Source organism: Micromonospora sp. WMMD1219, assembly GCF_049315215.1.
GTDB lineage: Bacteria > Actinomycetota > Actinomycetes > Mycobacteriales > Micromonosporaceae > Micromonospora > Micromonospora tulbaghiae.
On record NZ_CP186057.1, the window covers coordinates 729,524 to 754,634 of the forward strand.

The following is a 25,111-nucleotide window of genomic DNA, read 5'->3' on the forward strand; positions in this document are numbered from 1 at the left end:
GGCCGCCGCCGGACGAATCAGAACCGGTCGCTGGGCCGGTAGATCCCCCACACCTCGCGCAGCGTTCCGCAGACCTCGCCGACCGTGGCGCGGGCGCGCAGCGCCTCCTTCATCGGGTAGAGCACGTTGGTGTCCCCCTCGGCGGCGGCACGCAGCTCGGCCAGGGCCCGCTCGACCGCGCCCGAGTCCCGCTCGGCACGCAGCCGGGCCAGCCGCTCGCCCTGCGCCGCCTCGATCGACGGGTCCACCCGCAGCGGCTCGTACGGCTCCTCCTCGTCGATCTGGAACCGGTTGAGCCCGACCACCACCCGCTCGCCCGAGTCGATCTCCTGGGCGATCCGGTACGCGGACTGCTCGATCTCCCGCTTCTGGAAGCCGGCCTCGATCGCGTCCACCGCCGAACCGTGGTCGAAGACCCGGTCCATCAGCTCGGTGGCGGCCGCCTCCACCTCGGCGGTCATCGCCTCCACCACGTACGACCCGGCGAACGGGTCGACGGTGGCGGTCAGGTCCGTCTCGTACGCCAGCACCTGCTGGGTCCGCAGCGCCAGCCGGGCCGCCTTCTCGGTGGGCAGCGCGATGGCCTCGTCGAAGCTGTTGGTGTGCAGCGACTGGGTGCCGCCGAGCACCGCGCCGAGGCCCTGCACCGCCACCCGGACCAGGTTCACCTCCGGCTGCTGGGCGGTGAGCTGCACGCCCGCGGTCTGGGTGTGGAACCGCAGCATCATCGACTTCGGGTTCTTCGCGCCGAACTCGTCGCGCATCAGCCGGGCCCAGATCCGCCGGGCCGCGCGGAACTTCGCGACCTCCTCCAGCAGCGTGGTGCGGGCCACGAAGAAGAACGACAGGCGGGGCGCGAAGTCGTCCACGGCCAGCCCGGCGGCGAGCGCCGCGCGGACGTACTCCACGCCGTTGGCGAGCGTGAACGCGACCTCCTGCGCGGGCGAGGCGCCGGCCTCGGCCATGTGGTAGCCGGAGATGGAGATGGTGTTCCACTTCGGCACCTCGGCCCGGCAGTAGGCGAAGGTGTCCGCGACCAGCCGCAGCGAGGGCTTCGGCGGGAAGATGTACGTCCCCCGGGCGATGTACTCCTTGAGGATGTCGTTCTGGATCGTGCCGTTGAGCGCCGCCCCGGGCACGCCGTTCTCCTCGGCCACGAGCTGATAGAGCAGCAGCAGCACCGAGCCGGGCGCGTTGATGGTCATCGAGGTGGAGACCTTGTCCAGCGGAATGCCGCCGAACAGCGTGCGCATGTCCTCGATGGAGTCGATGGCGACGCCGACCTTGCCCACCTCGCCGTGCGCGATCGGGTCGTCCGAGTCGTACCCCATCTGGGTGGGCAGGTCGAACGCGACCGACAGGCCCATGGTGCCGGCGCGCAGCAGCTGGTGGTAGCGCGCGTTGCTCTCGGTCGCGGTGCCGAACCCGGCGTACTGTCGCATGGTCCAGGGCCGGGACGTGTACATCGTCGGGTAGACCCCGCGGGTGTACGGGAACTCGCCCGGCTCGCCCAGCCGGGCGTCCAGGTCCGCCGGAAGGTCTGCCGCCGTGTAGACGCCCTGGATCGGGAAACCCGACTCGCTTGACCGCGCATCGCTCATTACCGGATGGTAGGACGCGCAGACCGCCAGGTGGGTGAGGGATACCGCACACCTCCCGGCGGCGACCCACCGGAGGTGAGCGGCCGACCACATACCGTCGAGTAGGTAAACGCCCGCCGCGTCGGGTTTCGCATCGGGCGTCGGAACCAGCAAGATAGAGGGGTTGTGTCCCAGCCCCCTCGATATCCCCCGGTGGCTTTTCTGTGACTCAGATTCCGACGTGGAGCGGCGGACCGGCCAGTCCCCCCACTGGACGCGCGGCGCCCGGCACCACCATCGGTGGTCGCTACTCGCTGCGCTCCCCGGTGGGCAACGGAGGCATGGGCACGGTCTGGCGGGCCACAGACACGTTGCTGCGCCGTGATGTGGCGGTCAAGGAGGTCGTCCTCCCGCCGGGGCTCGCCCCGAGCGACCGGGACGCGCTCTACGAACGGACGCTGCGGGAGGCCCGCGCCGCCGCCGCGATCCAGCACCCGGCGGTGGTGCAGGTCTACGACGTGGTCACCGAGGGTGGCCGCCCGTGGATCGTGATGGAGCTGCTGGACGCCCGCAGCCTGGCCGACATGGTGATCGAGGACGGGCCGGTCGCGCCGCGCGCCGTCGCCAAGATCGGGATCGCGCTGCTCGGCGCGCTGGAGGTGGCGCACGCGATCGGCGTGCTGCACCGCGACGTCAAGCCGGCCAACGTGCTGATCTGCACCGACGGCCGCTGCGTGCTGACCGACTTCGGCGTCGCCCGGATGCCCACCGACGTGCAGCTCACCACGCCAGGCATGGTGCTCGGCTCGCCGCACTTCATCTCGCCCGAGCGGGCCATGGGCCAGGAGTTCGGGCCGCCGAGCGACCTGTTCTCGCTGGGCGTGACGCTCTACACGGCGGTCGAGGGCCGGCCCCCGTTCGACAAGGGCGACCCGATCGAGACCATGCACGCCGTGGTCGAGGACCCGCCCGCCACGCCGCAGCGCAGCGGCCCGCTGACCGGCGTGCTGATGGGGCTGCTGGAGAAGGACCCGGCCCGCCGGATGGACGTGCACCGGGCCCGGGCCAACCTGCGCGAGCTGCTCGCCGGTCCGCTGACCAGCACCGCCACCGCCGTCAACTCGGTCACCGACCCGTACGCGGTGGTGCCGGTGCCGCGCCCGACCACGCCGCCGGCGATCGCGGCGGAGCCGAAGCCGAGCGGGCAGATCGGCGGCCGGGCGATGATCGGCCCCGACGAGTCGCTCACCGACCGGCTCGCCGCGCTGCGCCGCGGCGAGCGGCCCCAGGCCGAGAAGGCCGCGGCGGGTGCCGCCGCGCTCGACGAGACCAGCGCCGACGCGCTGGCCGGCCCGCTGCACACCCCGACCGGCGCGATGTCCGGGCCGGGCACGCCGGAGGCCACCCAGCGCATCTCGCCGGACGCCACGGTCCGGCTCGGCCAGGGCGCCGGAGCGGACGCGACCCAGGCGGTGCCCACCGCTTACGGCCGTACCGTCGACGCCACCCAGCCGGTGTACGGCGGCGGCAACCAGTGGTCGGTGCCCGGCACCGGCCAGGCGTGGACCACCCCGGCCACCGCGCCGGCCGCCGCCGGTGGTGGCGGCGCGCTCGGCAGCGCCAAGGGCCTGCTCGGCCGGGTGAAGGCGTGGCCGCGCAAGGTCCAGCTCGCCGCCGCCGGTGGCCTGGCCGTGGTGCTGCTGGTGAGCGTGATCGCGCTGACCAGCGGCGGCGACGACGCTCCCCCGCCGATCGTGGGCACGCTGCCCACCACCTCGGCGGCGGCCGCGCCGGAGATGCAGGAGCGGACCGTCAAGGGCGTCACCATCCAGGTCCCGAAGGGCTGGCAGCAGCAGACCGGCGGCCTCTACGTCGACTACGTCGACCCGGACGACGAGGGCCGCAAGGTGCGGGTCATCGCCGAGAAGTGGGGCGGCACCTCGATCAGCTGGGCCGAGTTCGCCTCGCGGAACCTGAAGAGCAAGACCGCGAACAGCAAGACCTGCCCGGCCCCCTATACCGAGTTGTCAGTCTCCGAGCAGCCACTCGCCGGCCAGACCGCGGGCCAGCTCGAATACACCTGCGGCGAGGGCGAGGCCATGCGGCACGGCATCTGGCGGGGCCTGGTCAAGGACGGCAAGGTCTACTCGTTCTACCTCTCCACGACCGACGCACGATTCGCCGAGAGCAAGCCGATCTTCGACGCGATGGTCGACTCGTTCCAGCTCACGGCGGCCAACTGAGTCGAGGCCGACGGCCAGTGGTGATCCGCCGCCGTGCTTTCATGAGGCAATGGCGGCGGAAACCACTGACCTTGACGACCTTCGCGTACGCGCCGAGCGCTGGCTCGCCGACGACCCGGACCCGGACGACCGCGTCGAGCTGCGCGCGGTCCTCGACGGGCTGCCCGGCACGGCGGCCGACCTGGCCGACCGGTTCGCCGGTCCGCTGACCTTCGGCACCGCCGGGCTGCGCGGTCCGCTGCGGGCCGGGCCCAACGGCATGAACCTCGCCGTGGTCACCCAGGCCGCCGCCGGGCTGGTCGGCTGGCTCGCCGCCCAGGGCGGCGAGGGCCCGCTGGTGATCGGGTACGACGCCCGGCGCGGATCCCGTGCGTTCGCCGAGCGCACCGCGCAGGTGGCCACCGGCGCTGGTCGCCCGGCGCTGCTGCTGCCCCGGCCGCTGCCCACGCCCGTGCTGGCGTTCGCGGTCCGGCAGCTCGGCGCGGTCGCCGGGGTGATGGTCACCGCCAGCCACAACCCGCCGCAGGACAACGGCTACAAGGTCTACCTGGGCGCGCAGCTCGGCGGTGAGCTGGGCGCGGGCGCGCAGATCGTGCCGCCCGCCGACGCCGGGATCGAGGCGGCCATCCGGGCGGTCGGCCCGCTCGCGGCGGTACCGCTCGGCCCGGCCGGTCAGGTGCTCGGCGACGACCTGGTGACCGCGTACGTCGAGCAGGCCGCCGCCGTGGTGGACCCGGCCGGACCACGGGACCTGAAGGTGGCGTACACGCCGCTGCACGGGGTGGGTGCCGCGGTGCTGACCGCCGCGTTCGCGCGCGCCGGTTTCGGCGTTCCCGGCGTGGTGCCCGAGCAGGCCGAGCCGGACCCGGCGTTCCCGACCGTCAGCTTCCCCAACCCGGAGGAGCCGGGCGCGGTGGACCTGCTGGTCGCGCTCGCCGACCGCATCGGCGCGGACCTCGCCATCGCCAACGACCCGGACGCGGACCGCTGCGCGGTGGCCGTACGCGACGCCGGATCCTGGCGGATGCTGCGCGGCGACGAGGTGGGCGCGCTGCTGGCCGACCACCTGATGCGGCGCGGGGTGACCGGCCTGTACGCCACCACGATCGTGTCCTCGGCGCTGCTGCGGGCCATGGCGGCGGCCCGGGGCCTGCCCTACGACGAGACGCTCACCGGGTTCAAGTGGATCGTCCGGGCCGGCGGGGGCCGGGAGCCGCTGGTGTACGGCTACGAGGAGGCGCTGGGCTACTGCGTCGCGCCGGGTCACGTCCGCGACAAGGACGGCATCACCGCCGCGCTGACGGTCGCCGAGCTGGCCGCCGGTCTCAAGGCCGAGGGCCGTACGCTCCTCGACCGGCTGGACGAGCTCGCCGCCGAGTTCGGCGTGCACCACACCGAGCAGCTCTCGGTCCGGGTGGAGGACCTGCGGGTGATCGCGGACTCGATGGCCCGGATCCGGGCGGCCACCCCGACCGCGCTGCTCGGGCAGCCGGTGACCGAGGCGTCCGACCTGCTGCCCGACGCGGACGTGGTGATCCTGCGCACCGGCGCGGCCCGGGTGGTGATCCGGCCGTCCGGCACCGAGCCGAAGCTCAAGGCGTACCTGGAGGTGGTGGAGCCGGTGGGCGGCGGCGACGTGCCCGCGGCCCGGCAGCGCGCGCGGGCCGCCGTGGCCGAGCTGCGCAACGAGATCGCCGCCGCCCTGGGGCTCTGACGGCCCGGTGCGTCCGTCGTCGCTCCGGCGGCGACGGACGCACCGGTCAACGGCCTCAGCTCGCGGCGGGCCGCTTGCCGAGGGCGGCGTCCACGGCCTGGCCCAGCGCGGCGATGACCAGGCTGATCGACGGGCGAACCACGCTGTCGTCCAGGCTGACGGTGCCGGAGAACCCGGCGCCGGCGGCGATCTCCTCCAGGCGCCGGCCGGCGTCCTCGGCGGCCGGGCCGGTCAGCCCCAGCGCGGGTTCCATCCGCAGCACCGCGACGAGCGTGGCCAGCGCGGCGGTCCGCTCGTCCGGGAGCTGTCCGCTGGTCAGCGCGTCGGCCAGCCGCTGCCGGATGTCCGCCTCGACCGAGGCGTCGGCCACCGGGTAGCGGTGCACGTGGATGAAGCCCAGCTCGGTCTCGTCCACGTCCCGCACCACGCCCCGGCCGCAGAGGTCGGACAGGATCCGGTCGCGCAGCCCGTGCCGCAGCCGCTGCACCCACGACGACGGCGTGTGCGGGGTGTCCGCGGCGATCTTGGCGAGGACGGCGTCCGCGATCGGCTCGCCGGTCGGGGCCGGGTCGACCACCGCCAGGTTCCCGTCCGCGTACGCGACCCGTCCGGCCAGGGCCAGCTCGACCAGCACGGCGGCGGCCATGCCCAGGTCGAGGCTGATCCGCGGCATGGTGGCCTTGCCGGTTTCGTCGTCATACGCGAGGAGCAGCAGCTCCTCGGCGAGCGCAACACCAGTCATGGCCCGGAACGCTAGCGCCTCCCCGCACCCCCGCGCATCGACTCGCCGGGGCCGCCCGATTCACGCCGAGAGGGCCCCTTCCACGCGGGAAGGAGCCCTCTCCACCAAATCGCCGGATCCGGGGTCGCCGGGTCGAACCGGCTTCCCGGACGGCCGGGTCAGAAGCGGGGCATGCCGCCGAACTGGCGGTCGCCCGCGTCACCCAGGCCGGGGACGATGAACTTCGAGTCGTTCAGGCCCTCGTCGATCGAGGCGGTGACCAGGCGCAGCGGCAGGCCGGAGCGCTCCAGCCGCTCGATGCCGACCGGGGCGGCCAGCACGCACAGCACCGTGATGTCGGTGCAGCCGCGGTCGGCGAGCAGCCGGCAGCAGTGCTCCAGCGAGCCGCCGGTGGCGAGCATCGGGTCGAGCACCAGCACCGGCAGGCCGGCGAGGTCACGCGGCAGCGACTCCATGTACGCGCGAGGCTCGTACGTCTCCTCGTCGCGGGCCAGGCCGACGAAGCCCATCGACGACTCGGGCAGCAGGCCGAGCGCGGCGTCGGCCATGCCGAGACCGGCCCGCAGCACCGGCACCAGCAGCGGCGGGTTCGCCAGCCGGCTGCCCTCGGTGGCGGTGACCGGGGTCTGGATCGAGTACTTCTCGACCGGGAAGGAGCGCGCGGCCTCGTACACCAGCATGGTGGTGAGTTCGCGCAGCGCGGCCCGGAACGACGACGAGTCGGTCCGGGCGTCCCGCATGGCGGTCAGCCGCGTCTGGGCGAGCGGATGGTCAATGACGGTTACGTCCACGATCGCTCAACCTACCGTTCGCCGGCCGGGCGCAGGGCGGGTGCGGTACGACCAGCGACACCGCTCACGTATGACGCTCACGACCGGTCGATCGTGAGCAAGATCACTCGACTCGCGGGTGCGTACTATTCGGGGCATGACGGCGACAACGACGTCGGCCCGGTCGGACCTCACCGAGCTGGGACGATCCGAGACCGCTCTGCGGACCTTCCTGCACGGCCTGCCCGGCGTGGACCAGGTCGGCGCGGAGCAGCGGGCGGCGCAACTCGGCACCCGCTCCATCAAGACCACCGCCAAGGCTGAGGCGATCGACCTGGCGATCCGGATGGTCGACCTGACCACCCTGGAAGGGGCGGACACCCCGGGCAAGGTGCGGGCGCTGGCCGCCAAGGCGCTGCGCCCCGACCCGGCCGACCCGAGCTGCCCGCACGTCGGCGCCGTCTGCGTCTACCCGTCGATGGTTCCGTACGTGGCCGAGGTGCTGCGCGGCAGCGGCGTGCACCTGGCCAGCGTGGCGACCGCGTTCCCGTCCGGCCAGGCGCCGCTGGAGATCAAGCTCGCCGACGTGCGGGCGGCGGTCGAGGCGGGCGCCGACGAGATCGACATGGTGATCAACCGGGGCGCGTTCCTGGCCGGGCGCTACTCCGAGGTCTACGACGAGATCGTCGCCACCAAGCAGGCGTGCGGGGACGCGCACCTCAAGGTGATCCTGGAGACCGGCGAGCTGGCCACGTACGACAACGTGCGGCGCGCGTCCTGGCTCGCCATGCTGGCCGGCGGCGACTTCATCAAGACCTCCACCGGCAAGGTCCCGGTCGCGGCGACCCTGCCGGTGACGCTGGTCATGCTGGAGGCGGTCCGCGACTTCCGCGCCGCCACCGGGCGTCAGGTCGGCGTGAAGCCGGCCGGTGGCATCAAGACCACCAAGGACGCGATCAAGTACCTGGTCATGGTCAACGAGACGGTCGGCGCCGACTGGCTGAGCCCGGACTGGTTCCGGTTCGGCGCGTCGAGCCTGCTCAACGACCTGCTCATGCAGCGCACCAAGCTGACGACCGGCGTCTACGCCGGCCCCGACTACTTCACCCTGGACTGAACGCGATGTTCGAATACGCTCCCGCCCCCGAGTCCCGCTCGGTGGTGGACATCAAGCCCTCGTACGGGCTCTTCGTCGACGGCGCGTTCGTCGACCCGGCCTCCGGCGGCAGCTTCAAGTCGGTGAACCCGGCCTCCGAGGAGGTGCTGGCCGAGATCGCCGAGGCCGGCGAGGAAGACGTGGACCGCGCGGTCCGCGCCGCCCGGACCGCGTACGAGAAGGTCTGGGGTCCGATGCCGGGCCGGGACCGGGCCAAGTACCTGTTCCGGATCGCCCGGATCATCCAGGAGCGCTCGCGCGAGCTGGCGGTGCTGGAGTCGCTGGACAACGGCAAGCCGATCAAGGAGTCCCGCGACGTCGACCTGCCGCTGGTCGCCGCGCACTTCTTCTACTACGCGGGCTGGGCCGACAAGCTGGAGCACGCCGGGTTCGGCCCCGACCCGAAGCCTCTCGGCGTCGCCGCGCAGGTCATCCCGTGGAACTTCCCGCTGCTCATGCTGGCGTGGAAGATCGCCCCGGCGCTCGCCGCCGGCAACACGGTGGTGCTCAAGCCCGCCGAGACCACCCCGCTCACCGCGCTGCTGTTCGCCGAGATCTGCCAGCAGGCCGACCTGCCGGCCGGCGTGGTGAACATCGTCACCGGCGCCGGCGACACCGGCCGGGCGCTGGTCGAGCACCCGGGCGTGGACAAGGTCGCGTTCACCGGCTCCACCGAGGTCGGCCGCGCCATCGCCCGCTCGGTCGCCGGCACCCGCAAGAAGCTCACGCTGGAGCTGGGCGGCAAGGCCGCGAACATCGTCTTCGACGACGCCCCGATCGACCAGGCCGTCGAGGGCATCGTCAACGGCATCTTCTTCAACCAGGGGCACGTCTGCTGCGCCGGTTCCCGGCTGCTGGTCCAGGAGTCGGTCGCCGACCGGGTGCTGGAGTCGCTGAAGCGCCGGATGGCCCAGCTCCGGGTCGGCGACCCGCTGGACAAGAACACCGACATCGGCGCGATCAACTCGGCCGAGCAGCTCGCCCGGATCCGGGAGCTGTCCGACGCCGGGTCCGCCGAGGGCGCGGAGCGCTGGTCGCCGCCGTGCGAGCTGCCCGAGCGCGGCTTCTGGTTCGCGCCGACCATCTTCACCGGCGTCACCCAGGCGCACCGGATCGCCCGCGAGGAGATCTTCGGCCCGGTGCTGTCGGTGCTGACGTTCCGCACCCCGGCGGAGGCCGTCGAGAAGGCCAACAACACGCCGTACGGGCTGTCGGCCGGGATCTGGACCGACAAGGGATCCCGGATCCTGTGGCTGGCCGACCGGCTGCGCGCCGGAGTGGTGTGGGCCAACACGTTCAACAAGTTCGACCCGACCTCACCGTTCGGCGGTTACAAGGAGTCGGGCTACGGTCGCGAGGGCGGCCGGCACGGGCTGGAGGGGTACCTCAATGTCTGAGCGGGTCGCGGTACGCAAGACGTACAAGCTCTTCATCGGCGGGAAGTTCCCGCGCAGCGAGTCGGGACGGTCGTATCTCGTGCAATCCGCGAACGTGTCTCTTGCCTCCCGGAAGGACGCGCGGGACGCGGTCGTGGCCGCCCGCGCCGCGGTGAAGGGCTGGGCCGGGGCGACCGCGTACAACAGGGGTCAGATCCTCTACCGGGCAGCCGAGATGCTGGAGGGCCGGCGCGAGCAGTTCGTCGCCCTGGGCGTCCCGGCCGACGAGGTGGACGCGGCGATCGACCGCTGGGTCTGGTACGCGGGCTGGTCCGACAAGCTGCCCCAGGTGTACGGCGGCGCCAACCCGGTGGCCGGCCCGTACTTCAACCTGTCCGCGCCGGAGCCGACGGGCGTGGTGGCGGCGGTGGCCCCCGAGGAGCCCGCGTTGCTCGGCCTGGTGAGCGTGATCGCCCCGGCGATCGTCACCGGCAACACGGTGGTGGTGGCCGCCTCCCCGGCGGCGCCGCTGGCGGCGGTGACGCTGGCCGAGGTGCTCGCGACCTCCGACCTGCCCGGCGGGGTGGTCAACATCCTCACCGGCCGGCTGACCGAGACCGTGCCGACGCTCGCCGCGCACATGGACGTCAACGCGATCGACCTGACCGGCGTCGCCGACGCCGAGCTGGCCGCCGACCTGGAGATCAAGGCCGCGGAGAACCTCAAGCGGGTGCTGCGGCCGGCCCCGGCCGACCACGACTGGTACGCCGACCCCGGCATCACCCGGATGACCACGCTGCTGGAGACCAAGACCGTCTGGCACCCGAAGGGCGTCTGACCGACGCAGCCCGGTCCGGCCTCGTCCCCACGGTCCACCCTCGTCCACCCTCGACCACCGAGATCGACACCATCTCCCCGAGGTGGCTGCATCAACCAGCCCAGGACAGCACCACCTCCCCGGACTGGCGTAGATCTTGGCGACGCGCACCACCTCCCCGAGCTGGCGTTGATCTTCGGGAGGGGGAACGGGGACCGGGGCGGCGGAAGGGGTCTACTACCGGGGGTAGGATTGACGGGTGACTCGGCTGGGGGACCTTGAGCGTGCGGTGATGGACGTGCTGTGGGACGCGGCGCCCGCCTCGTCGGGTGGCGTGACGGTGCGCGAGGTCGCCGACGCCCTGGACGGCCGGGAACTCGCCTACACCACGGTCATGACCGTGCTCGACCGGCTCGCCGGCAAGGGCATGGTGCAGCGCGAGCGGGAGGGGCGCGCCTGGCGTTACCGCCCGGCCGCCACCCGCGAGGCGCACATCGCCCAGCTCATGCTCGAAGCCCTCGACCTCGGCGGCAGCCGGGACGCCGCACTCGTGCGCTTCGCCCGTTCGGTGACCGGCACGGAGGCGGACGTGCTCCGCGCCGCGCTCGGCGCCGAGGCCGGGGCGACGGTCGAGGACGGACCGGCCGGCCGGGTCGAGAACCCCCGGCCCGTTCGGCCGGCGCTCGACGAGGCGACGGACCGGTAGGGCGGCTGCCGTGGCGTACGCCCTGCACTTCGCCGCGATCATCCTGGCCTGCTGGCTGACCGCGCAGGTCCTCGCCGCCGCGCGCTGGACCTGGCGGGCGCCCCGGGTGGCGATCCTCTGCTGGCAGGCGGTCGGGCTGGCGCTCGGCCTGTCCGCCATGGGGTTGCCGATGGCGCTGGGGCTCGACGCGTACGACCGGGCGACCGGGTACGCGCTGCTGGCCCTGGCCGACGACCTGGCCCACGGCACGCTGCCCGCCGGGGTGGGCGCGGTGCACCTCAGCCTGGTCGGCGTCGGTCTCGGCATCGGCGTGGTGCTGCTCACCACGACGGTACGCAGCCTGCACGGGGCGGTCCGCGCCCAGCGCCGGCACCGGGAGCTGCTGCACCTGGTGGCCCGGCGTGACCCGACGGTGCCCGGCGCGCTGGTGCTCGACCACCCGAGCGCGGCGGCGTACTGCCTGCCCGGGGTGCGTCCCCGGGTGGTGGTGAGCGCGGGCACGCTCGACCTGCTCGACCCGGCCGAGCTGGCAGCGGTGCTGACCCACGAGCGCGCGCACGCCCAGGAGCGGCACGACCTGGTGCTGCTGCCGTTCACCGCGCTGTGCCGGGCGCTGCCCTGGTTCCGGTGGGTGCGGGACGCGCACGCGCGGGTGGCGTTGCTGGTCGAGATGCGCGCCGACGACAAGGCCCGGGAGCTGCACGCGGACGCGCCGCTGGCCGGTGCGCTGCGCCGGTTCGCCGCCGCCGAGCACCGGGTCCAGCCGGCCGGCACGCTCGGACTCGGCGACCGCGACCTCGACGTACGCGTGCAGCGGCTGCTCGTCGCGGACCGCCCGCCGCGGGTGCTCGGCGCGATGGCGCTGGCCGTCGCCGGCACGCTCGTCTCCCTGCCGTTCGCCCTGTTCCTGAGCTGACCTCGCCCCCTACGGGACTTCTCCGGGTTCGCGCACCCCTATAGGTAGAGAGGCTACGTGTAGGTTGGCTACGACAAGAGAGCCAACCCATGGGAGGACGACAGTGGACCCGCTGCTCCTCGCCCGCCTCCAGTTCGCCACCACCACCTCGATCCACTTCCTGTTCGTGGCGGTCACACTCGGCCTGGTCACGCTGCTGGTCGGGTTGCAGACGGCCAGCTACCTGACCGGCAAGCCGGTGTACGAGCGGCTGACCCGGTTCTGGGGCCAGCTCTACGTGATCAACTACGTGCTCGGCATCGCCACCGGCATCGTGATGGAGTTCCAGTTCGGGCTGAACTGGAGCGGGCTGTCGCGCTACGTCGGGAACGTGTTCGGCGCGCCGCTGGCCATCGAGACGCTCGTGGCGTTCTTCCTGGAGTCCACGTTCCTCGGCATGTGGATCTTCGGGTGGCACCGGTTGCGGCGCGGCGTGCACCTGGCGCTGCTCTGGGGCGTGGCGATCACCGCGTACGCCTCGGCGTTCTGGATCATGGTGGCGAACGCCTGGCTCCAGAACCCGGTCGGGTACGAGGTCCACGACGGCGTCGCCCACCTCACCGACTTCGGCGCGCTGCTCACCAACCCCACGTTCGGCATGGCGTTCGGCCACGTCGTCTCGGCGAGCCTGGTCACCGGCGGCCTGCTGATGGCCGCGGTGAGCGCCTGGCACCTGCTCCGGCGCACCCCCGACTACGCGCTCTTCCGCACCTCGCTGCGGCTCGGCCTGGTCACCGCGGCGCTCTCGGTCAGCATGCTCCAGGGCTTCGGCTTCGCCCAGTTCGGCCCGGTCGCGCAGCTCCAGCCGACCAAGTTCGGCGGCGGCCCCGATCGCGACGCGCTCGTCGCCGACTGGACCGCGCGGTTCGGCCCCGGCGACTGGGAACCACCGGTGCTCTCCAACGTCGGCCTCGGCTTCATGATCCTGATCGGCTTCACGCTCGGCGCCCTCTGGCTCCTGCTGCCGCTGCTCTGGCGGGACTGGATCATCCGGCTGAAGGTGCCGCTCTGGCTGATCCTGCTCGGCCTGCCGCTGCCCTTCGTGGCGATGCTGCTCGGCTGGATCGCCCGCGAGGTCGGCCGCCAGCCCTGGGCCGCGTACGGGCTGCTGCCCACCGCGCAGGCCGTCTCGCCGGTCCCACCCGGGCTGATGCTCACCTCGCTGATCGGGTTCAGCCTGCTGCTCGGCGCGCTCGCGGTGACCAACTGGGTGCTGCTGGCCCGGCACGCCGCCCGCGGGGCGCACGACCCGGCGCTCGGCCGGCCGCCCGCGCCCGACACCGGCGCCCACCACCAGCCCGTGTTCGTCTGAGGGGAGCCCGCCGTGGAACTCGCCTGGTACGCCCTGCTCGGCCTCTTCTTCGCCACCTACCTCGTGCTCGGCGGCTACGACTACGGCGTCGGTCTGCTGCTGGCCCGGCGTGGCCCGGCACCGGGCAGCCGGGCCACGCTCACCGCGCTCGGGCCGTTCTTCCTCGCCAACGAGGTCTGGCTGGTGGCCGCCGTCGGCATCCTGTTCGGCGCGTTCCCGCGGCTGGAGGGCGAACTGCTCTCCGGCTTCTACCCGGCCGTGCTCGCCGCGCTGGCCGGTGTGGTGCTGGTGACCGCCGGGGTGCAGTTGCGCAGCCGCCCGGCCTCCGCCGCCGCTCGTGCCCGCTGGGACCGGGTGGTGGTGGTCGGCTGTCTGCTCGCGGCGCTCGGCTGGGGCGCGGTGCTCGCCGGGCTGCTCCAGGGCGTGCCCTTGAGCGCCGACGGCCACGTGGTCGGTGCCGGTCACCTCGCCACCCCGTTCGTCGCCGCCGCCGGGCTGGCGCTGCTCGCGCTGGTGGCGGTGCACGGTGCGACGTTCCTCACGCTCCGGCTGCCGGCCGCCGAGGCGCCGGCGCTCGCCCGGCTGGCGAGCGGCCTGGTGCCCGCCGCGCTCGTCGCCGTCGCCTCGGCCACCGTCCTGGGCCTGCTCTCCGATCGGGTACGCGCCGCGGTGGCGCGCCCGGCTGCGGCCGTACTCCTGCCGTTGGCGCTCGTGGCGGCGCTGCTGGCGGCCCGCGCGGCGCTGCGGCGAGGGCGGGCCGGGATCGCCTTCGCGGCGACCGCGACGGCGCTGGCGCTTCCGGCGCCGCTGATCGGAGCCGCGCTCTGGCCCCGGATCCTGGTCTCCACCACCGATCCGGCGGCGTCGCTGACAGTGGCCGAGGCGGCCGCCAGCCGCCCGACGCTGGCCCTGTTGGGATGGCTCGCGTTACCGCTCCTGCCGGCCCTACTAGGCTTTCAGGCGATGTGCTGGTGGGTTTTCCGGGGACGGATCGACGGCAGGGCACCGGTGTACTGGTGAACCGCCGCCCGTTCGACCCGCGTCTGCTGCGTCGGGTCCCCGCGGCCCGGCGCGACCTCGCCGTGCTCGCGGTGCTGGGCGGGCTCACCGCGCTGCTGGTGATCGCCCAGGCCACCGCGCTGGCGACGCTGCTGGCCACGGCGTTCGACGGGCGGCTGCACCGGCCGGCGCTGGCCGGTTTCGTGGCCGCTGTCGCCGGGCGGGCGCTGGTGAGCTGGGCGCAGGGCACCGTCGCGGCGCGGGCCGCCGCGACGGTCAAGGCGGCGCTGCGCGCCGACCTGCTCGGCGCGGTCGGCCGGCACGGGCCCACCTGGGTCGCCGGGCAGCGGGCCGGGCAGCTCGCCACCCTGGCCGGGCGCGGGCTGGACGCGCTCGACCCCTACTTCACCGGCTACCTGCCGCAGCTCGTCCTGAGCGTCACCGTGCCGGTGGCGGTGCTGGCCCGGATCGTGTTCGCCGACTGGAGCTCGGCGCTGATCATCGCGCTCACCATCCCGCTCATTCCGATCTTCGGCGCGCTGCTCGGCTGGCAGGCGCAGGCCGCCACCGAACGGCAGTGGCGCCGGCTGTCGCTGCTCGGCGGGCACTTCCTCGACATGGTGGCCGGGCTGCCCACGCTGCGCGCGTTCGGCCGGTCCAAGGGGCAGGTCGACGTGGTACGCCGGATGGCCGACGGCCACCGCCAGGCCACCATGAAGACGCTGCGCATCGCGTTCCTGTCCGCGCTGGTGCTGGAACTGGTCGCCACGCTGTCCGTCGCGCTGGTCGCGGTGCCGGTCGGCATCCGGCTGCTCGGCGGCGGCCTCACGCTCTCCACCGCGCTGCTGGTGCTGCTGCTCACCCCGGAGGCGTACCTGCCGCTGCGCGCCGCGGGCAGCCGGTTCCACGCCAGCATGGAAGGGCTCACCGCGCTGGACGAGGCGCTCACGCTCTCCGCCACCGACGCACCCGCCACCACCGCCGAGCCCCGCCGGCCCGCGCCGGGCGGCCGGGGCGAGATCCGGTTCGAGGGCGTCACAGTCGCGTACGACCGGACCAGCGCGCTGCGCGACGTCACGCTGACCATCCGGCCCGGCGACCGGGTGGCGATCATCGGACCCAGCGGCGCGGGCAAGAGCACGCTGCTCAACCTGCTGCTCGGCTTCGTCGCACCGACCTCCGGCCGGGTCACCGTCGACGGGGTGGACCTGACCGGCGTCGACCTCGACTCCTGGCGGCGCGAGCTGGCCTGGGTGCCGCAGCGGGCGCACCTGTTCGCCGGGTCGCTCGCCGACAACATCCGCCTCGGCGCACCGGACACCCCGGATGCCGCGCTCGCCGCGGCGGTCACCGGCGCCGCGCTGGACGAGGTGGTCGACGCCCTGCCCGACGGGCTGGACACCCGCCTCGGCGAGCGCGGCCACGGCCTGTCCAGCGGGCAGCGGCAACGCGTCGCGCTGGCTCGCGCGTTCCTCCGGGACGCCCCGGTCGTGCTCCTCGACGAGCCGACCGCGCGGCTGGACAGCGCCAGCGAGGCGGTGGTGCTGGACGCGACCCGGCGGCTGGTCGCCGGACGTACCGCGCTGCTCGTCGCGCACCGGCCCGCGCTGCTCGCCGACGCCGACCGGATCCTGCGCGTCGAGGACGGCCGGGTCACCGAACTGCACGCGACCGCCGCCGGCCCGGGAGTGTCCCGATGAACCCCGTCTCCCCCGCCTGCCCGGCGGTGGCCCGGTGACCGCCGGCGACGGCGTGACGCCGGTGGGCCGCGAGCCGGCCGGGCCGACCGGGGTTCCGGTCGCCCCCTCCGGCGCACCGGAACCGCCCGCGCCCGCCCGCCCCGGCGCCGAGCGGGCGGTGCTGCGACTGGCCCGGCCGTACCTGAGCCGGCTGCTCGGCGCCGGGCTGCTCGCCGCCGCGACCGAGTTCGCCGGCCTGGCGCTGATGGCCACCGCCACCTGGCTGCTGATGAGCGCCGCCGGCCGGCCTCCGCTGGACCGGCTGACGGTGGCCATCGTCGCGGTCCGGGCACTGGCGGTCAGCCGGGGCGTGTTCCGGTACACCGAACGGCTCGCCGGGCACGACGCCGTCCTTCGCATGATCACCGACGTGCGGGCCCGCGTCTTCGCCACGCTCGCCGCCCGGCGCGAGACCGGCCGCCGTACCGGGGACGCGCTGAGCCGCCTGGTCTCCGACGTGGAGGCGGCCCAGGACCTGTTGCTGCGCGTCCTCGTGCCCGGCGCGGCGGCGGCACTGGTCAGCGTGCTCGCGGTCGGCGTCGCCGCGCTGATCTCACCACCGGCCGCCGGGGTGCTCGCGCTCGGACTGCTGGTGGCGGGCGTGGCGCTGCCCGCGCTCGCCACCCGGATCACCCGCCGCGCCGCCGACGAGGTGGCCCCGCTGCGGGGCGCGCTCGCCGTGGACGCGGTCGACCTCACCCACGGCGCCGCCGACCTGGCCGCGTTCGGGGCGACCGGCGCCGCGCTCGCCGCCGCCGACCAGCGGGCCGGACGGCTGGCCCGGCTGGAACGCCGGCTCGCCGCGACCGGCTTCGCGGTGGACGCGCTCGGCGTCCTCGTCGGTGGCCTCACCGCCGCCGCCGTGGTGGTCGTGGCGCTGCGGGCCGAGGTCGGCGGCGTGCTGGTCGGCGTCCTCGCGGTCGGCTCGCTCGCCGCCGTGGAGGTGGCGCTCGCGCTCGTCGCGGCGGCCCGCCAGCGCACCCAGCTACGGGCCGGGCTGGCCCGCGTCGCCGACCTGCTCACCGAACCCGCCACGGCGACGCCGCAGCCCGCGCCGGAGTCCCGGACCGACGGCCACGACGTGCGGTTCTCCGACGTGACGGTCCGCTACCGGGCCGGTGCCGCCCCCGCTCTGGCCGGGTTCGACCTCGATCTGCCGGCCGGCCGCCGGGTGGCGGTGGTGGGGCCGAGCGGCGCCGGCAAGAGCACGCTCGCCGCGGTGCTCACCGGCGCGGTACGCCCCGACACCGGCCGGGTCACGGCCGGCGGCGTGCCGGTGTCCGAGATCCCGGCCGAGCACCTGCCACGGGTGGTCGGCGGCCTGTTCGCCGAGGCGTACGTCTTCCACGCCACGGTCAGGGAGAACCTGCTCCTCGGCCGTCCGGACGCCACCGAGGCGGACCTGACCGCCGCGACCCGGGCGGCCGGCCTGCTCGACTGGGTACGCGAGCAGCCCGACGCCTGGGACACGGTGGTCGGCGAGCAGGGCGGGCAGCTCTCCGGCGGGCAGCGGCAGCGGCTCGCGCTGGCCCGGGCGCTGCTGGCCGCCCCGCCGGTGCTGGTGCTCGACGAGCCGACCGAAGGGCTCGACCCGGCGGCCGCCGACGCGGTGCTGGACTCCGCGCTCGCCACCACCCCGGCCGGGCACTCGGTGGTGCTGATCAGCCACCGGCTCAGCGGCCTGGCCGGGCTGGACGAGATCGTGGTGCTCGAAGGCGGCCGGGTCGTGCAGCGCGGCCGGCACGACGAGCTGGTGGCACGCCCCGGCTGGTACCGGGAGCAGTGGCTGCGCCAGGAGGCCGCCGAGCGCGGCTACCTGGCGATCACGCCCTGACGCCCGGCCGATCGGGGTTTTCCCTGACGCGGGTGTCGCCCGTCGGTGGCAGGCTTGGCCGCATGCTGGTGCATGAGGAGGCAGTGGTCGACCGCCGGCTGCACGAACTGTCCGCGCGGTTGCACGGGCCGAACCGGCTCAAGGCCGACCTGCTGGCCGAGGCGCGGCACGCGCTGGAGGACGCCGTCGAGGCGTACCGGGACGGGGGCCTGCCGCGGGCGGAGGCGCAGCGGCGGGCGGTCGCCGAGTTCGGCAGCGACGCCCAGCTCGTGCCGGGTTTCCAGGCCGAGCTGGCCGTCGGCGCGCTACGCGGGCTGGCGCTGCGCACGCTCGTGGTGGCGGTGGTGCTCATCGCAGCCGGTGACCTGACCTGGCAGGGGTCGAGCTGGAGCGGCGGTCCGCCGCCACCGCGGAGCTACCTGCTGCTCTCCGCCTCGCTGAACGGCATCTGGGGTGTGGTCGCCGCGTTGGCGCTGATCGCGCTGCTGGTCGGCCCGCTCGCCGCCAAGTGGGGATCACCGTGGCTCGTCCGCTCGGCGCGGCTGATCGGTCTCGGTCTGACCGGCAGCCTGCTGCTCGGCGCGGTCGCCGGGGGCGCGCTGTTCGGCTGGTCGATCGGGCTGTGGGACGCCGCGCTCACCTGGCCTCCCCTGATCATCGGGATGGTGGTGGTCTCGGCGGCCTGGTTCGCCCTGGCCCGGGCGGCCCGCTGCTGGGTGCTCGCCGACCGCCGGCTGGCAAGCTGAGCGACCCGCCGCCGGTCGACCCTCGGGCGGCCCCGGGGCGGCCCCGGGCGCGGTCAGGCCGGTGCGGTGGGCGGCTCGTCCGCGCCGAGGAACCGCCCGACGGTGGCGCTGAACTCGTGCCAGCCGGCCCGCTCCCCCGCCAGCGCCCGGCCGCCGGCATCGGTCAGCTCGTAGGTGCGGCGCTCCCGGCCGTTCACGGTGCTCCAGGTGCTCGCCACCAGCCCGGCCCGCTCCAGCCGGCGCAGCGCCGGATAGATGGTGCCGGTGGGCAGATCCAGCGTGCCGCCGCTGCGGGCACGCAACGCCTCGATGATCGCGTAGCCGTGCAGCGCGCCCCGTTCCAGCACGGCGAGCAGCAGCGCGTCCAGGTGTCCGTGCAGCGCCTGCGCCTTCATGCGTAGCAACGCTACTTGTCGCGCGGCCGGGACGCCAAGGGGTGCGACTCCCGGTCGGAACCGTCGCCCACTAGGGTATGTGCGCAGAGTCACTCGGCGGCGCGACGCCGTCGGGTGGGCAACCCGAACGCACACGGAGGTCAGCGTGGCCCGCCAGTCGCCCCAACGGCCCGACGCCGACGAGCCCGAGCTCGACGACACCGACGCCGCCGCCGCGGCCGACGAGGTCGAGGAGGACCGCCCGCCGGCCGACCGCGCGCTCTGGGAAGAAGTGCGGATCGACCCGGTGGAGATCGCCCTGCCCTCCGGCACCGGATTCACGCTGCGGGCGTACCGGCAGGCGCGCGAGCTGACCCCGACCGACGTCGCCGAGCGCGACCAGGACGACCCGTTCCTGGCCCGTCGCCAGGTCGTCGAGACCGAGGACGACGAGGAGGTGGTGATCCTCGACGAGGAGTTCGCCGCCCTCTCCGCCGAGGAGGACGACGAGGACGAGGAGAAGGACGCCAAGGCCCGCCGCAAGGACAAGGCCGGCGCCTCGGACGACGAGAAGGCCGAGACCGAGACCGAGGACGACGCCGAGGACGAGGACGAGGACGACGAGGCGGGCGACGAGGAGGTGCCGGTCTTCCTCACCCACAAGGGCCGGCTCCTGCTGTTCAAGACCCCGGAGTCATTGGTCACTTTCATCCGTTCCGGTGCGCCCAACGACCTGTCCCAGCTGGACAGTTGGAATGAACTGTCCGAACGGCTGGAGCCGGCCGACATCGCCCCGCTGGACGAGGACACGTACGAGCTCGACCTGGTGGTGGAGAACCTGCGCGGCGGCCACGACGCGTGGGACCACGAGCTGCTCATCGAAGCCGGTGAGATCGCCCGTGACCTGGCGTACGCCCTGCGGCTACCCGCCGTGCTGGACATGCTCTCCTCCGGCTCCAGCCTGGACGACCTGGACGAGGCGCTGCGCGCTTCCGTCAACGGTGGCGTCGGTGGTTTCCTGGGTCGTCGCCGGCTGAAGAAAATCGGGGCACAAACCGCAAGCTTGGGTTGGCGCACCATTGTCGGCAAGATCTCTGCGGTTGTGGACTGGCGCGACTGACCCGAAGCGGGGAGCATCAGTCTCTGGCAGAGCAAGACCTGTGTCCCGGGAGGAGGACGACGCCGTGGCGCTCGTGCGCGTGTACTGCGGTCTGGCCTCGGCAGATCCGGCCGACCGAACGGCTTCGGCCGGAACGACGCTGACGTCCGCTGTGGTCGACGACGCAGGCCGTCTGCTGCACGTCTGCGAGATCGGTGACGATCCCGCCGGTTACGCCCGGCTGGTCGCGCTGCTGGTGGAACGGTCCGGCGGTCCGAGCGGCGCGGCCATCGCCGCGGACAGCGACGACCACATCGTCACCTCGCTGCTCAGCGCCGCCGGCCGGCCGCTGGCGATCGCGGACGACGACTCGGTCGACGACTTCGCCGAGCGCTTCGCCGACGACGACTCCCTGGAGGAGATGAACTCCCCGCCCGCCGAGCGCCGCGCGGTCGGGCTGGCCCGCGCGCTGCAGGCCGGCGCGCTCTCCGCGGTGACCCTCCCGGCGCCGCGTGAACTCGCCGGATACACGCAGGTCCTGGCCGCGCACGCGGCGCTGGCGAGCGGCCGGCACTCGGCCGCGGTGACGCTGCGCGAGGTACTCCGCGAGCTCTACCCGGCCGCGCTGCGGGCCTACCCGGATCCTGCCGACCGGGTCGCCCTGGCCGTCCTCGACGCGCTGCCCGAGCCGGGGATGCTCACCGGCCCCGCGGGCCGTGGTGGCCGGGACGGCGCGCTGGCCGCCGACGCGGTCGTCGCGCAACTGGCCGGCGAGGGCGTGGCCGACGCCGACGACGTCTCCGACGCGGTGACCGCGCTGCGCGTAGCCATCTCCGAGACGCCCCGGCGGGCCACCGTCAACCGCACGCTCACCGCGGCCGTCGCCGAGACCGTGCGCCAGGCCGTCGCCTCGGTCCGGACCTGCGACGCCGGCTGCGACGCGCTCGTCGGCGCGCTCGCCGAACGCACCGCTCCCGCCCCCGCGACCGGCCGCCGGGCCGCCGCCCGACGGGGAGAGCAGGTCGACGAGCTGGCTTCGACGTCGGCGACCGACCTGCGTCCGGTGCGTTCGATCCCACCGGAGCCGATCGCCGAGCCCCACCGTGGACGTCCCGAACCCGCCGGCGCACCCGAGCCGGCCGGCCGTCGCGGCCGCCCCGAGCCGGTCCCCGGTGGGCGGCGCAGCCGTCCGGAGCCGCTGTCCGGTGCGGCCGCCACGACGACGCCCCGGCCGCTCGGCCCGCCACCGGTCGCACCCGCGCCGGTGACGCCGCCGCCGGTCGCCCCGGCCCCGGTCACGCCCGTCGCCCCGGCTGCCGCACTGGGCCGGCCGTCCTCGGCTCCCCCGGCGCGGCCCGAGCCGACCGGCGCGCCGCTGCCGTCGCGGGTGGACGGCCCCACCAACCGGCCGATCTCCGCGCCGCCCCCGCCGCCTCCCGGGATCACGCCGATCGCCCCGTCCCCACGCGGCGCCGTGCCGCCGGCCGAGGCCGGCGAGCCGTTCCGCCCGACGCTCACCACCGCGGCGATCAACAAGGCGCGGGCCGAGCGGCAGCGCACCGTCATCCCGCCCCGGCCCAAGACGAACCAGACCCCGGAACCGCCGACCGGTGGGTTCAGCGCCACCGACCTCAGCATCCCGGTGCCGGCCCCGCGTCCGCCCGCGCCGGAGGCGCCGCCGGGCTCCCGGGCGAACTGGCCGCTGGTGAACAACGAGGACGACACCGCGCGGGAGCGGGAGGGCACCACCTACTCGTACGGGCGGGGCGTGGACGCGCCGAGCGACCCCGGCCGGGTCACGCCGCCGTGGCTCGCCGACGACCTGCCGCAGGAGCCGCCGATGCTGCGGCTGGTGGAGCCGCCGCCGCTCGCCGACCGCGCGCTGCGCGACGAGATGGGCCGGCCGGCCGACCCCGGTCTGGAGGCGCCCCCGCTGCGTCTGGTCGACCAGGGCGGCCCGGGTCGCGTCCCGCTTCCCGCCGAGCCCGAGCGGCGTCCCGCCCCGAAGGAGCACCGGCCGCCGCCGGTCTCCGACGAGGGTGACGGCGACCTGCTGATCTTCGCGCAGGCCAAGTCCGCCTGGTTCGTCGGGCACGGCGACGAGGCCGACCTGGAGTGGTCGAGCACCGCCGACACCGGCTGGCAGGCGGCCGAGCAGGCGGCCCGCCCGGCCGTCGGCGCGGAGACCAAGGCCGGGCTGCCGAAGCGCGTGCCGCAGGCCAACCTGGTGCCGGGCTCCCCGCTGCGCGAGGAGCGTCCGCTGCGGATCGTCCGGAACGCGGCGAGCCTCGCCGAGAACACCACCGGATACTTCCGGGGCTGGCGGCGCGGCCAGGAGATCGGCGGCTTCGCCGTGGGCGGCCGTCCGGGCCGTGAGGCGGCCGGCGGCTGGGACTTCACCCGCGACACCGGTGACCGCGACGACGACCGGGAGTACGAGTACCGCTCGGCGGGCTACCGCTCCTGACCGGGCCCACCGGGGTGTTTCATCCCACACCGGGGCGATTTGACGCTGGGCTGGACCGGCCGGGAACATACCCGGCGGACCAGCGGCGGCGCCTGTTCGCCGGGGTGGGAAGGCGATTCCATTGGCGACACCGGCGTTCGACTCCACTGTGCTCACCCGGCGGGGTGTTCTCGCCGCCGCTGCCGGGAGCCTGCTGCTCGCCGGCTGCGCGCCTCAGGGCCAGCGGCCGGAGGACGGCCCGTCCAGCAGCGCGCCGAGCGACCAGGACCTGATCGTCGGCGCGAGTCTGGAGCTGACCGGCGCCGGGGCGCTGCTCGGCGTCGCCCAGCGGCAGGCCCTGCAGCTCACCGCCGACTCGCTGAACCGCACCGGCTTACCGGTCGGGAACCTGGTCCGGTCGGTCCGGCTCCAGATCCTGGACAACGGCAGCAATCCCGAGGTCGCCGCACGCCACGCCGCCGACCTCACCCGGGTCGGGGCGCAGGCGCTCATCGGCGGCGTGCTCGGCGAGACCTCGATGGCCCTCGCGGCGGCCGCCCAGCGGGTCAAGACGCCCTTCCTGTCGCTCGGCTACGGTGACCGCATCGCGCTGCCGCTGGAGGAGCGCACGTTCACCTACAAGCTCACCCCGGACGCCGTCGACATGGCGCGCCGCCTGGTGGAGCTGTTCGAGTCCAAGCGGATCCGGCGGGTGTCAGTGCTCGCCGCCGACGGGCTGCACGGCGACTCGGGTGTGCGGGCGATGCGGGAGGCGCTCGCCGGCAGCAGCACCGACCTGGCCCGCACGGTCCGCCTGCCGGCGTCCGGCCGCCGATTCCGTGCCGCCGCCGAGCGCGTCGCCGGCAGCCAGCGGGACGGCGTGGTGGTCTGGGGTACCGCACCCGACTCCGGTGTCGCGGCGCGGGAACTGCGCGCCGCCGGCCACCGTGGCCCGATCTTCTTCGACGCCGGCGCGGTCGCCGACGACACCGTCCAGGGGGCGAACGCCGCCGCCGTGGAGGGCGCGTACGCGGTGCACCCGGCCTGCCTGGACGTCTCCGCGGCCACCGCCACCACGACGGCGCAGCTGGCCCGCCGGGACTTCGTCAACCGCTACACGCAGCGGCACGGAGTCAGCCCGGACTTCGCCCCGTACGCCTCGGACGCGCTCCAGCTCGTCGCCACGTCGGCGCGGATGGCGACGAGCCTCGACCGGGGCCGGCTGCGGGCCCTCCTCCAGGCGCAGACGGTCGAGGGAATCGCCGGCGGGTACGCGTTCCGCGCCGACCGGCACGGCGGCATGGAGCCCGACTCGCTCTCCGTGTACCAGGTGTTCCGGGGCACCTGGACCCGCTACGCCTGACTCCGAACGACAGCCGGTGACCTTCCCACGTGGAGGGTCACCGGCTGATCGCGTACCGTGTCCGACCCCGGACGGCAGGAAGCGCCCGGTGGCCCTGAGGCCGCCGGGCGCTTCCGCGTCGGTCAGGCGGGCGCGACGGCCCGCGAGCGCCGCATGGTGAGCACGTACTCGACCAGCGAGATCAGCACGTGCTTCGTGGACTCCCGGTTACGGGCGTCGCACGGCACCACCGGCACGTCGCGGGAGATCGCCAGCGCGTCCCGGACGTCCTGCGGATCGTGGTACTGCATGCCGTCGAAGCAGTTGATGGCCACCAGGTACGGCAGCCGCCGGTGCTCGAAGAAGTCGATGGCGGCGAAGCAGTCGGCGAGCCGCCGGGTGTCGACGAGCACCACCGCGCCGATCGCACCCCGGACCAACTCGTCCCACATGAACCAGAACCGCGTCTGACCCGGCGTACCGAACAGGTACAGGATCAGATCCCGGTCGATCGAGATACGACCGAAGTCCATCGCCACCGTGGTCGTCGTCTTGCCCGGCACCTGCCGGGTGTCGTCGACGCCGACACCGGCGGAGGTCATGATCGCCTCGGTGGTCAGCGGCGTGATCTCGGAGACCGAGCCGACCAGCGTCGTCTTGCCGACGCCGAACCCACCGGCGATAACGATCTTCGCCGACGTCACTCGGCCGCTCGGGGCCGGCGGCCGGTGCGACATGTCAGAGCCTGCGAAGTCCACTCAGCACCCTCTCCAGCAGTTCAGTGCCCACCGCGTCGTCGGAGTCGTCCAAAATGGTCGGCTCGTGGACCGCGACCAGGCCGTCCGTCGCCATGTCGGCGATGAGCACCCGGGCCACGCCGAGCGGAAGCTGCATCCGCGCCGCGATCTCGGCGAGCGACTGCACACGTCCGTCACACAACGCGGCGATGTACTGGTGTTCACGACCGTGGCCACCATTGCCAGTGGCAACCGCTCGGCCGCGCACCGTCGTCTCGACGAGTGCCTCCAGGGCGATGTCGAGCCGGGGACGGGTACGACCGCGGGTGACGGCGTACGGCCGGACCAACGCGCCGGTCGGCTCGTCACGATCCATGTAGCCGCTCACCTCCCTCGTACCCGGCACCGGCTCGCCCCGGTGACA

21 protein-coding genes are annotated in these 25,111 nt (G+C 74.3%); 15 read left to right on the forward strand and 6 right to left on the reverse strand.

The window, feature by feature from the left end; translation table 11 throughout:
• Positions 1–17: 17 nt before the first annotated feature.
• On the reverse strand, positions 18–1,601 hold the full coding sequence (locus ACN27C_RS03420; RefSeq protein WP_121684340.1) for an acyl-CoA mutase large subunit family protein: 1,584 nt from the start codon (positions 1,599–1,601) through the stop codon (positions 18–20).
• A 203-nt stretch (positions 1,602–1,804) separates the two neighbouring features.
• Between ACN27C_RS03420 and ACN27C_RS03425 the strand changes: the two genes are divergently transcribed.
• Both ACN27C_RS03425 and ACN27C_RS03430 read left to right on the forward strand, forming a co-directional pair.
• Positions 1,805–3,823, forward strand: a complete 2,019-nt coding sequence (locus ACN27C_RS03425; protein WP_393378277.1) for a serine/threonine-protein kinase — start codon at positions 1,805–1,807, stop codon at positions 3,821–3,823.
• 49 nt (positions 3,824–3,872) lie between these two features.
• Positions 3,873–5,537, forward strand: coding sequence for a phospho-sugar mutase (locus tag ACN27C_RS03430; protein ID WP_422750414.1), 1,665 nt, complete (start codon positions 3,873–3,875; stop codon positions 5,535–5,537).
• Positions 5,538–5,592: 55 nt separating this feature from the next.
• Here the strand turns inward: ACN27C_RS03430 and ACN27C_RS03435 are convergent, their stop codons facing one another.
• Both ACN27C_RS03435 and upp read right to left on the reverse strand, forming a co-directional pair.
• Positions 5,593–6,279, reverse strand: a complete 687-nt coding sequence (locus ACN27C_RS03435) for a GOLPH3/VPS74 family protein (RefSeq protein ID WP_120571671.1) — start codon at positions 6,277–6,279, stop codon at positions 5,593–5,595.
• Positions 6,280–6,437: 158 nt separating this feature from the next.
• The gene (gene upp / locus ACN27C_RS03440; RefSeq protein WP_120571672.1) at positions 6,438–7,070 is read right to left on the reverse strand and encodes a uracil phosphoribosyltransferase; all 633 of its coding nucleotides are present in this window, start codon (positions 7,068–7,070) and stop codon (positions 6,438–6,440) included.
• Positions 7,071–7,206: 136 nt separating this feature from the next.
• Here upp and deoC point away from each other — a divergent pair, with 136 nt between their 5' ends.
• The 10 genes from deoC (at position 7,207) to ACN27C_RS03490 (ending at position 18,689) form a co-directional block, all read left to right on the forward strand.
• Positions 7,207–8,166 carry a deoxyribose-phosphate aldolase gene (gene deoC, locus ACN27C_RS03445; protein WP_121684342.1) on the forward strand — a complete coding sequence of 320 codons (960 nt, stop codon included), beginning with the start codon at positions 7,207–7,209 and terminating at the stop codon, positions 8,164–8,166.
• Positions 8,167–8,171: 5 nt separating this feature from the next.
• Positions 8,172–9,602 (forward strand): aldehyde dehydrogenase family protein, encoded by a 1,431-nt coding sequence (locus tag ACN27C_RS03450; protein WP_422750415.1) that lies wholly within the window; start codon positions 8,172–8,174, stop codon positions 9,600–9,602.
• Positions 9,595–10,419, forward strand: a complete 825-nt coding sequence (locus ACN27C_RS03455) for an aldehyde dehydrogenase family protein (protein ID WP_422750416.1) — start codon at positions 9,595–9,597, stop codon at positions 10,417–10,419. Before ACN27C_RS03450 ends, ACN27C_RS03455 begins: the two co-directional genes overlap by 8 nt.
• Before the next feature lie 238 nt (positions 10,420–10,657).
• Entirely contained in the window at positions 10,658–11,104 is a 447-nt protein-coding gene (locus ACN27C_RS03460; protein ID WP_120571673.1) for a BlaI/MecI/CopY family transcriptional regulator, read from the forward strand.
• Between the two features lie 10 nt (positions 11,105–11,114).
• Positions 11,115–12,020, forward strand: a complete 906-nt coding sequence (locus ACN27C_RS03465) for a M56 family metallopeptidase (protein ID WP_121686509.1) — start codon at positions 11,115–11,117, stop codon at positions 12,018–12,020.
• 103 nt (positions 12,021–12,123) lie between these two features.
• A complete protein-coding gene (locus ACN27C_RS03470) occupies positions 12,124–13,371 on the forward strand; it encodes a cytochrome ubiquinol oxidase subunit I (protein ID WP_422750417.1) in 1,248 nt (415 codons plus the stop codon).
• 12 nt (positions 13,372–13,383) lie between these two features.
• Positions 13,384–14,391: a cytochrome d ubiquinol oxidase subunit II gene (locus ACN27C_RS03475; RefSeq protein WP_422750418.1), complete on the forward strand. Its 1,008-nt coding sequence runs from the start codon at positions 13,384–13,386 to the stop codon at positions 14,389–14,391.
• Entirely contained in the window at positions 14,388–16,070 is a 1,683-nt protein-coding gene (cydD, locus tag ACN27C_RS03480) for a thiol reductant ABC exporter subunit CydD (protein ID WP_422750419.1), read from the forward strand. Before ACN27C_RS03475 ends, cydD begins: the two co-directional genes overlap by 4 nt.
• 34 nt (positions 16,071–16,104) lie before the next feature.
• On the forward strand, positions 16,105–17,943 hold the full coding sequence (gene cydC, locus ACN27C_RS03485) for a thiol reductant ABC exporter subunit CydC (RefSeq protein ID WP_422750420.1): 1,839 nt from the start codon (positions 16,105–16,107) through the stop codon (positions 17,941–17,943).
• Between the two features lie 62 nt (positions 17,944–18,005).
• Positions 18,006–18,689 carry a permease prefix domain 1-containing protein gene (locus ACN27C_RS03490; RefSeq protein WP_422750421.1) on the forward strand — a complete coding sequence of 228 codons (684 nt, stop codon included), beginning with the start codon at positions 18,006–18,008 and terminating at the stop codon, positions 18,687–18,689.
• A 53-nt stretch (positions 18,690–18,742) separates the two neighbouring features.
• Here the strand turns inward: ACN27C_RS03490 and ACN27C_RS03495 are convergent, their stop codons facing one another.
• Positions 18,743–19,084: a PadR family transcriptional regulator gene (locus ACN27C_RS03495; protein ID WP_120571680.1), complete on the reverse strand. Its 342-nt coding sequence runs from the start codon at positions 19,082–19,084 to the stop codon at positions 18,743–18,745.
• Positions 19,085–19,229: 145 nt separating this feature from the next.
• Between ACN27C_RS03495 and ACN27C_RS03500 the strand changes: the two genes are divergently transcribed.
• From ACN27C_RS03500 to ACN27C_RS03510, 3 genes are all read left to right on the forward strand, one after another.
• Positions 19,230–20,183 carry a DNA primase gene (locus ACN27C_RS03500; protein WP_422750422.1) on the forward strand — a complete coding sequence of 318 codons (954 nt, stop codon included), beginning with the start codon at positions 19,230–19,232 and terminating at the stop codon, positions 20,181–20,183.
• 40 nt (positions 20,184–20,223) lie between these two features.
• A complete protein-coding gene (locus ACN27C_RS03505) occupies positions 20,224–22,629 on the forward strand; it encodes a transposase (RefSeq protein WP_422750423.1) in 2,406 nt (801 codons plus the stop codon).
• Between the two features lie 121 nt (positions 22,630–22,750).
• Positions 22,751–23,971 (forward strand): ABC transporter substrate-binding protein, encoded by a 1,221-nt coding sequence (locus ACN27C_RS03510; protein WP_357797910.1) that lies wholly within the window; start codon positions 22,751–22,753, stop codon positions 23,969–23,971.
• A gap of 122 nt (positions 23,972–24,093) precedes the next feature.
• On the opposite strand, the gene ACN27C_RS03515 is transcribed toward ACN27C_RS03510, so the two are convergent.
• Together ACN27C_RS03515 and ACN27C_RS03520 are read right to left on the reverse strand one after the other, a co-directional pair.
• The gene (locus tag ACN27C_RS03515) at positions 24,094–24,687 is read right to left on the reverse strand and encodes a GTP-binding protein (RefSeq protein WP_030501201.1); all 594 of its coding nucleotides are present in this window, start codon (positions 24,685–24,687) and stop codon (positions 24,094–24,096) included.
• A 1-nt stretch (position 24,688) separates the two neighbouring features.
• A complete protein-coding gene (locus ACN27C_RS03520; protein WP_073827018.1) occupies positions 24,689–25,063 on the reverse strand; it encodes a DUF742 domain-containing protein in 375 nt (124 codons plus the stop codon).
• Positions 25,064–25,111 lie beyond the last annotated feature (48 nt).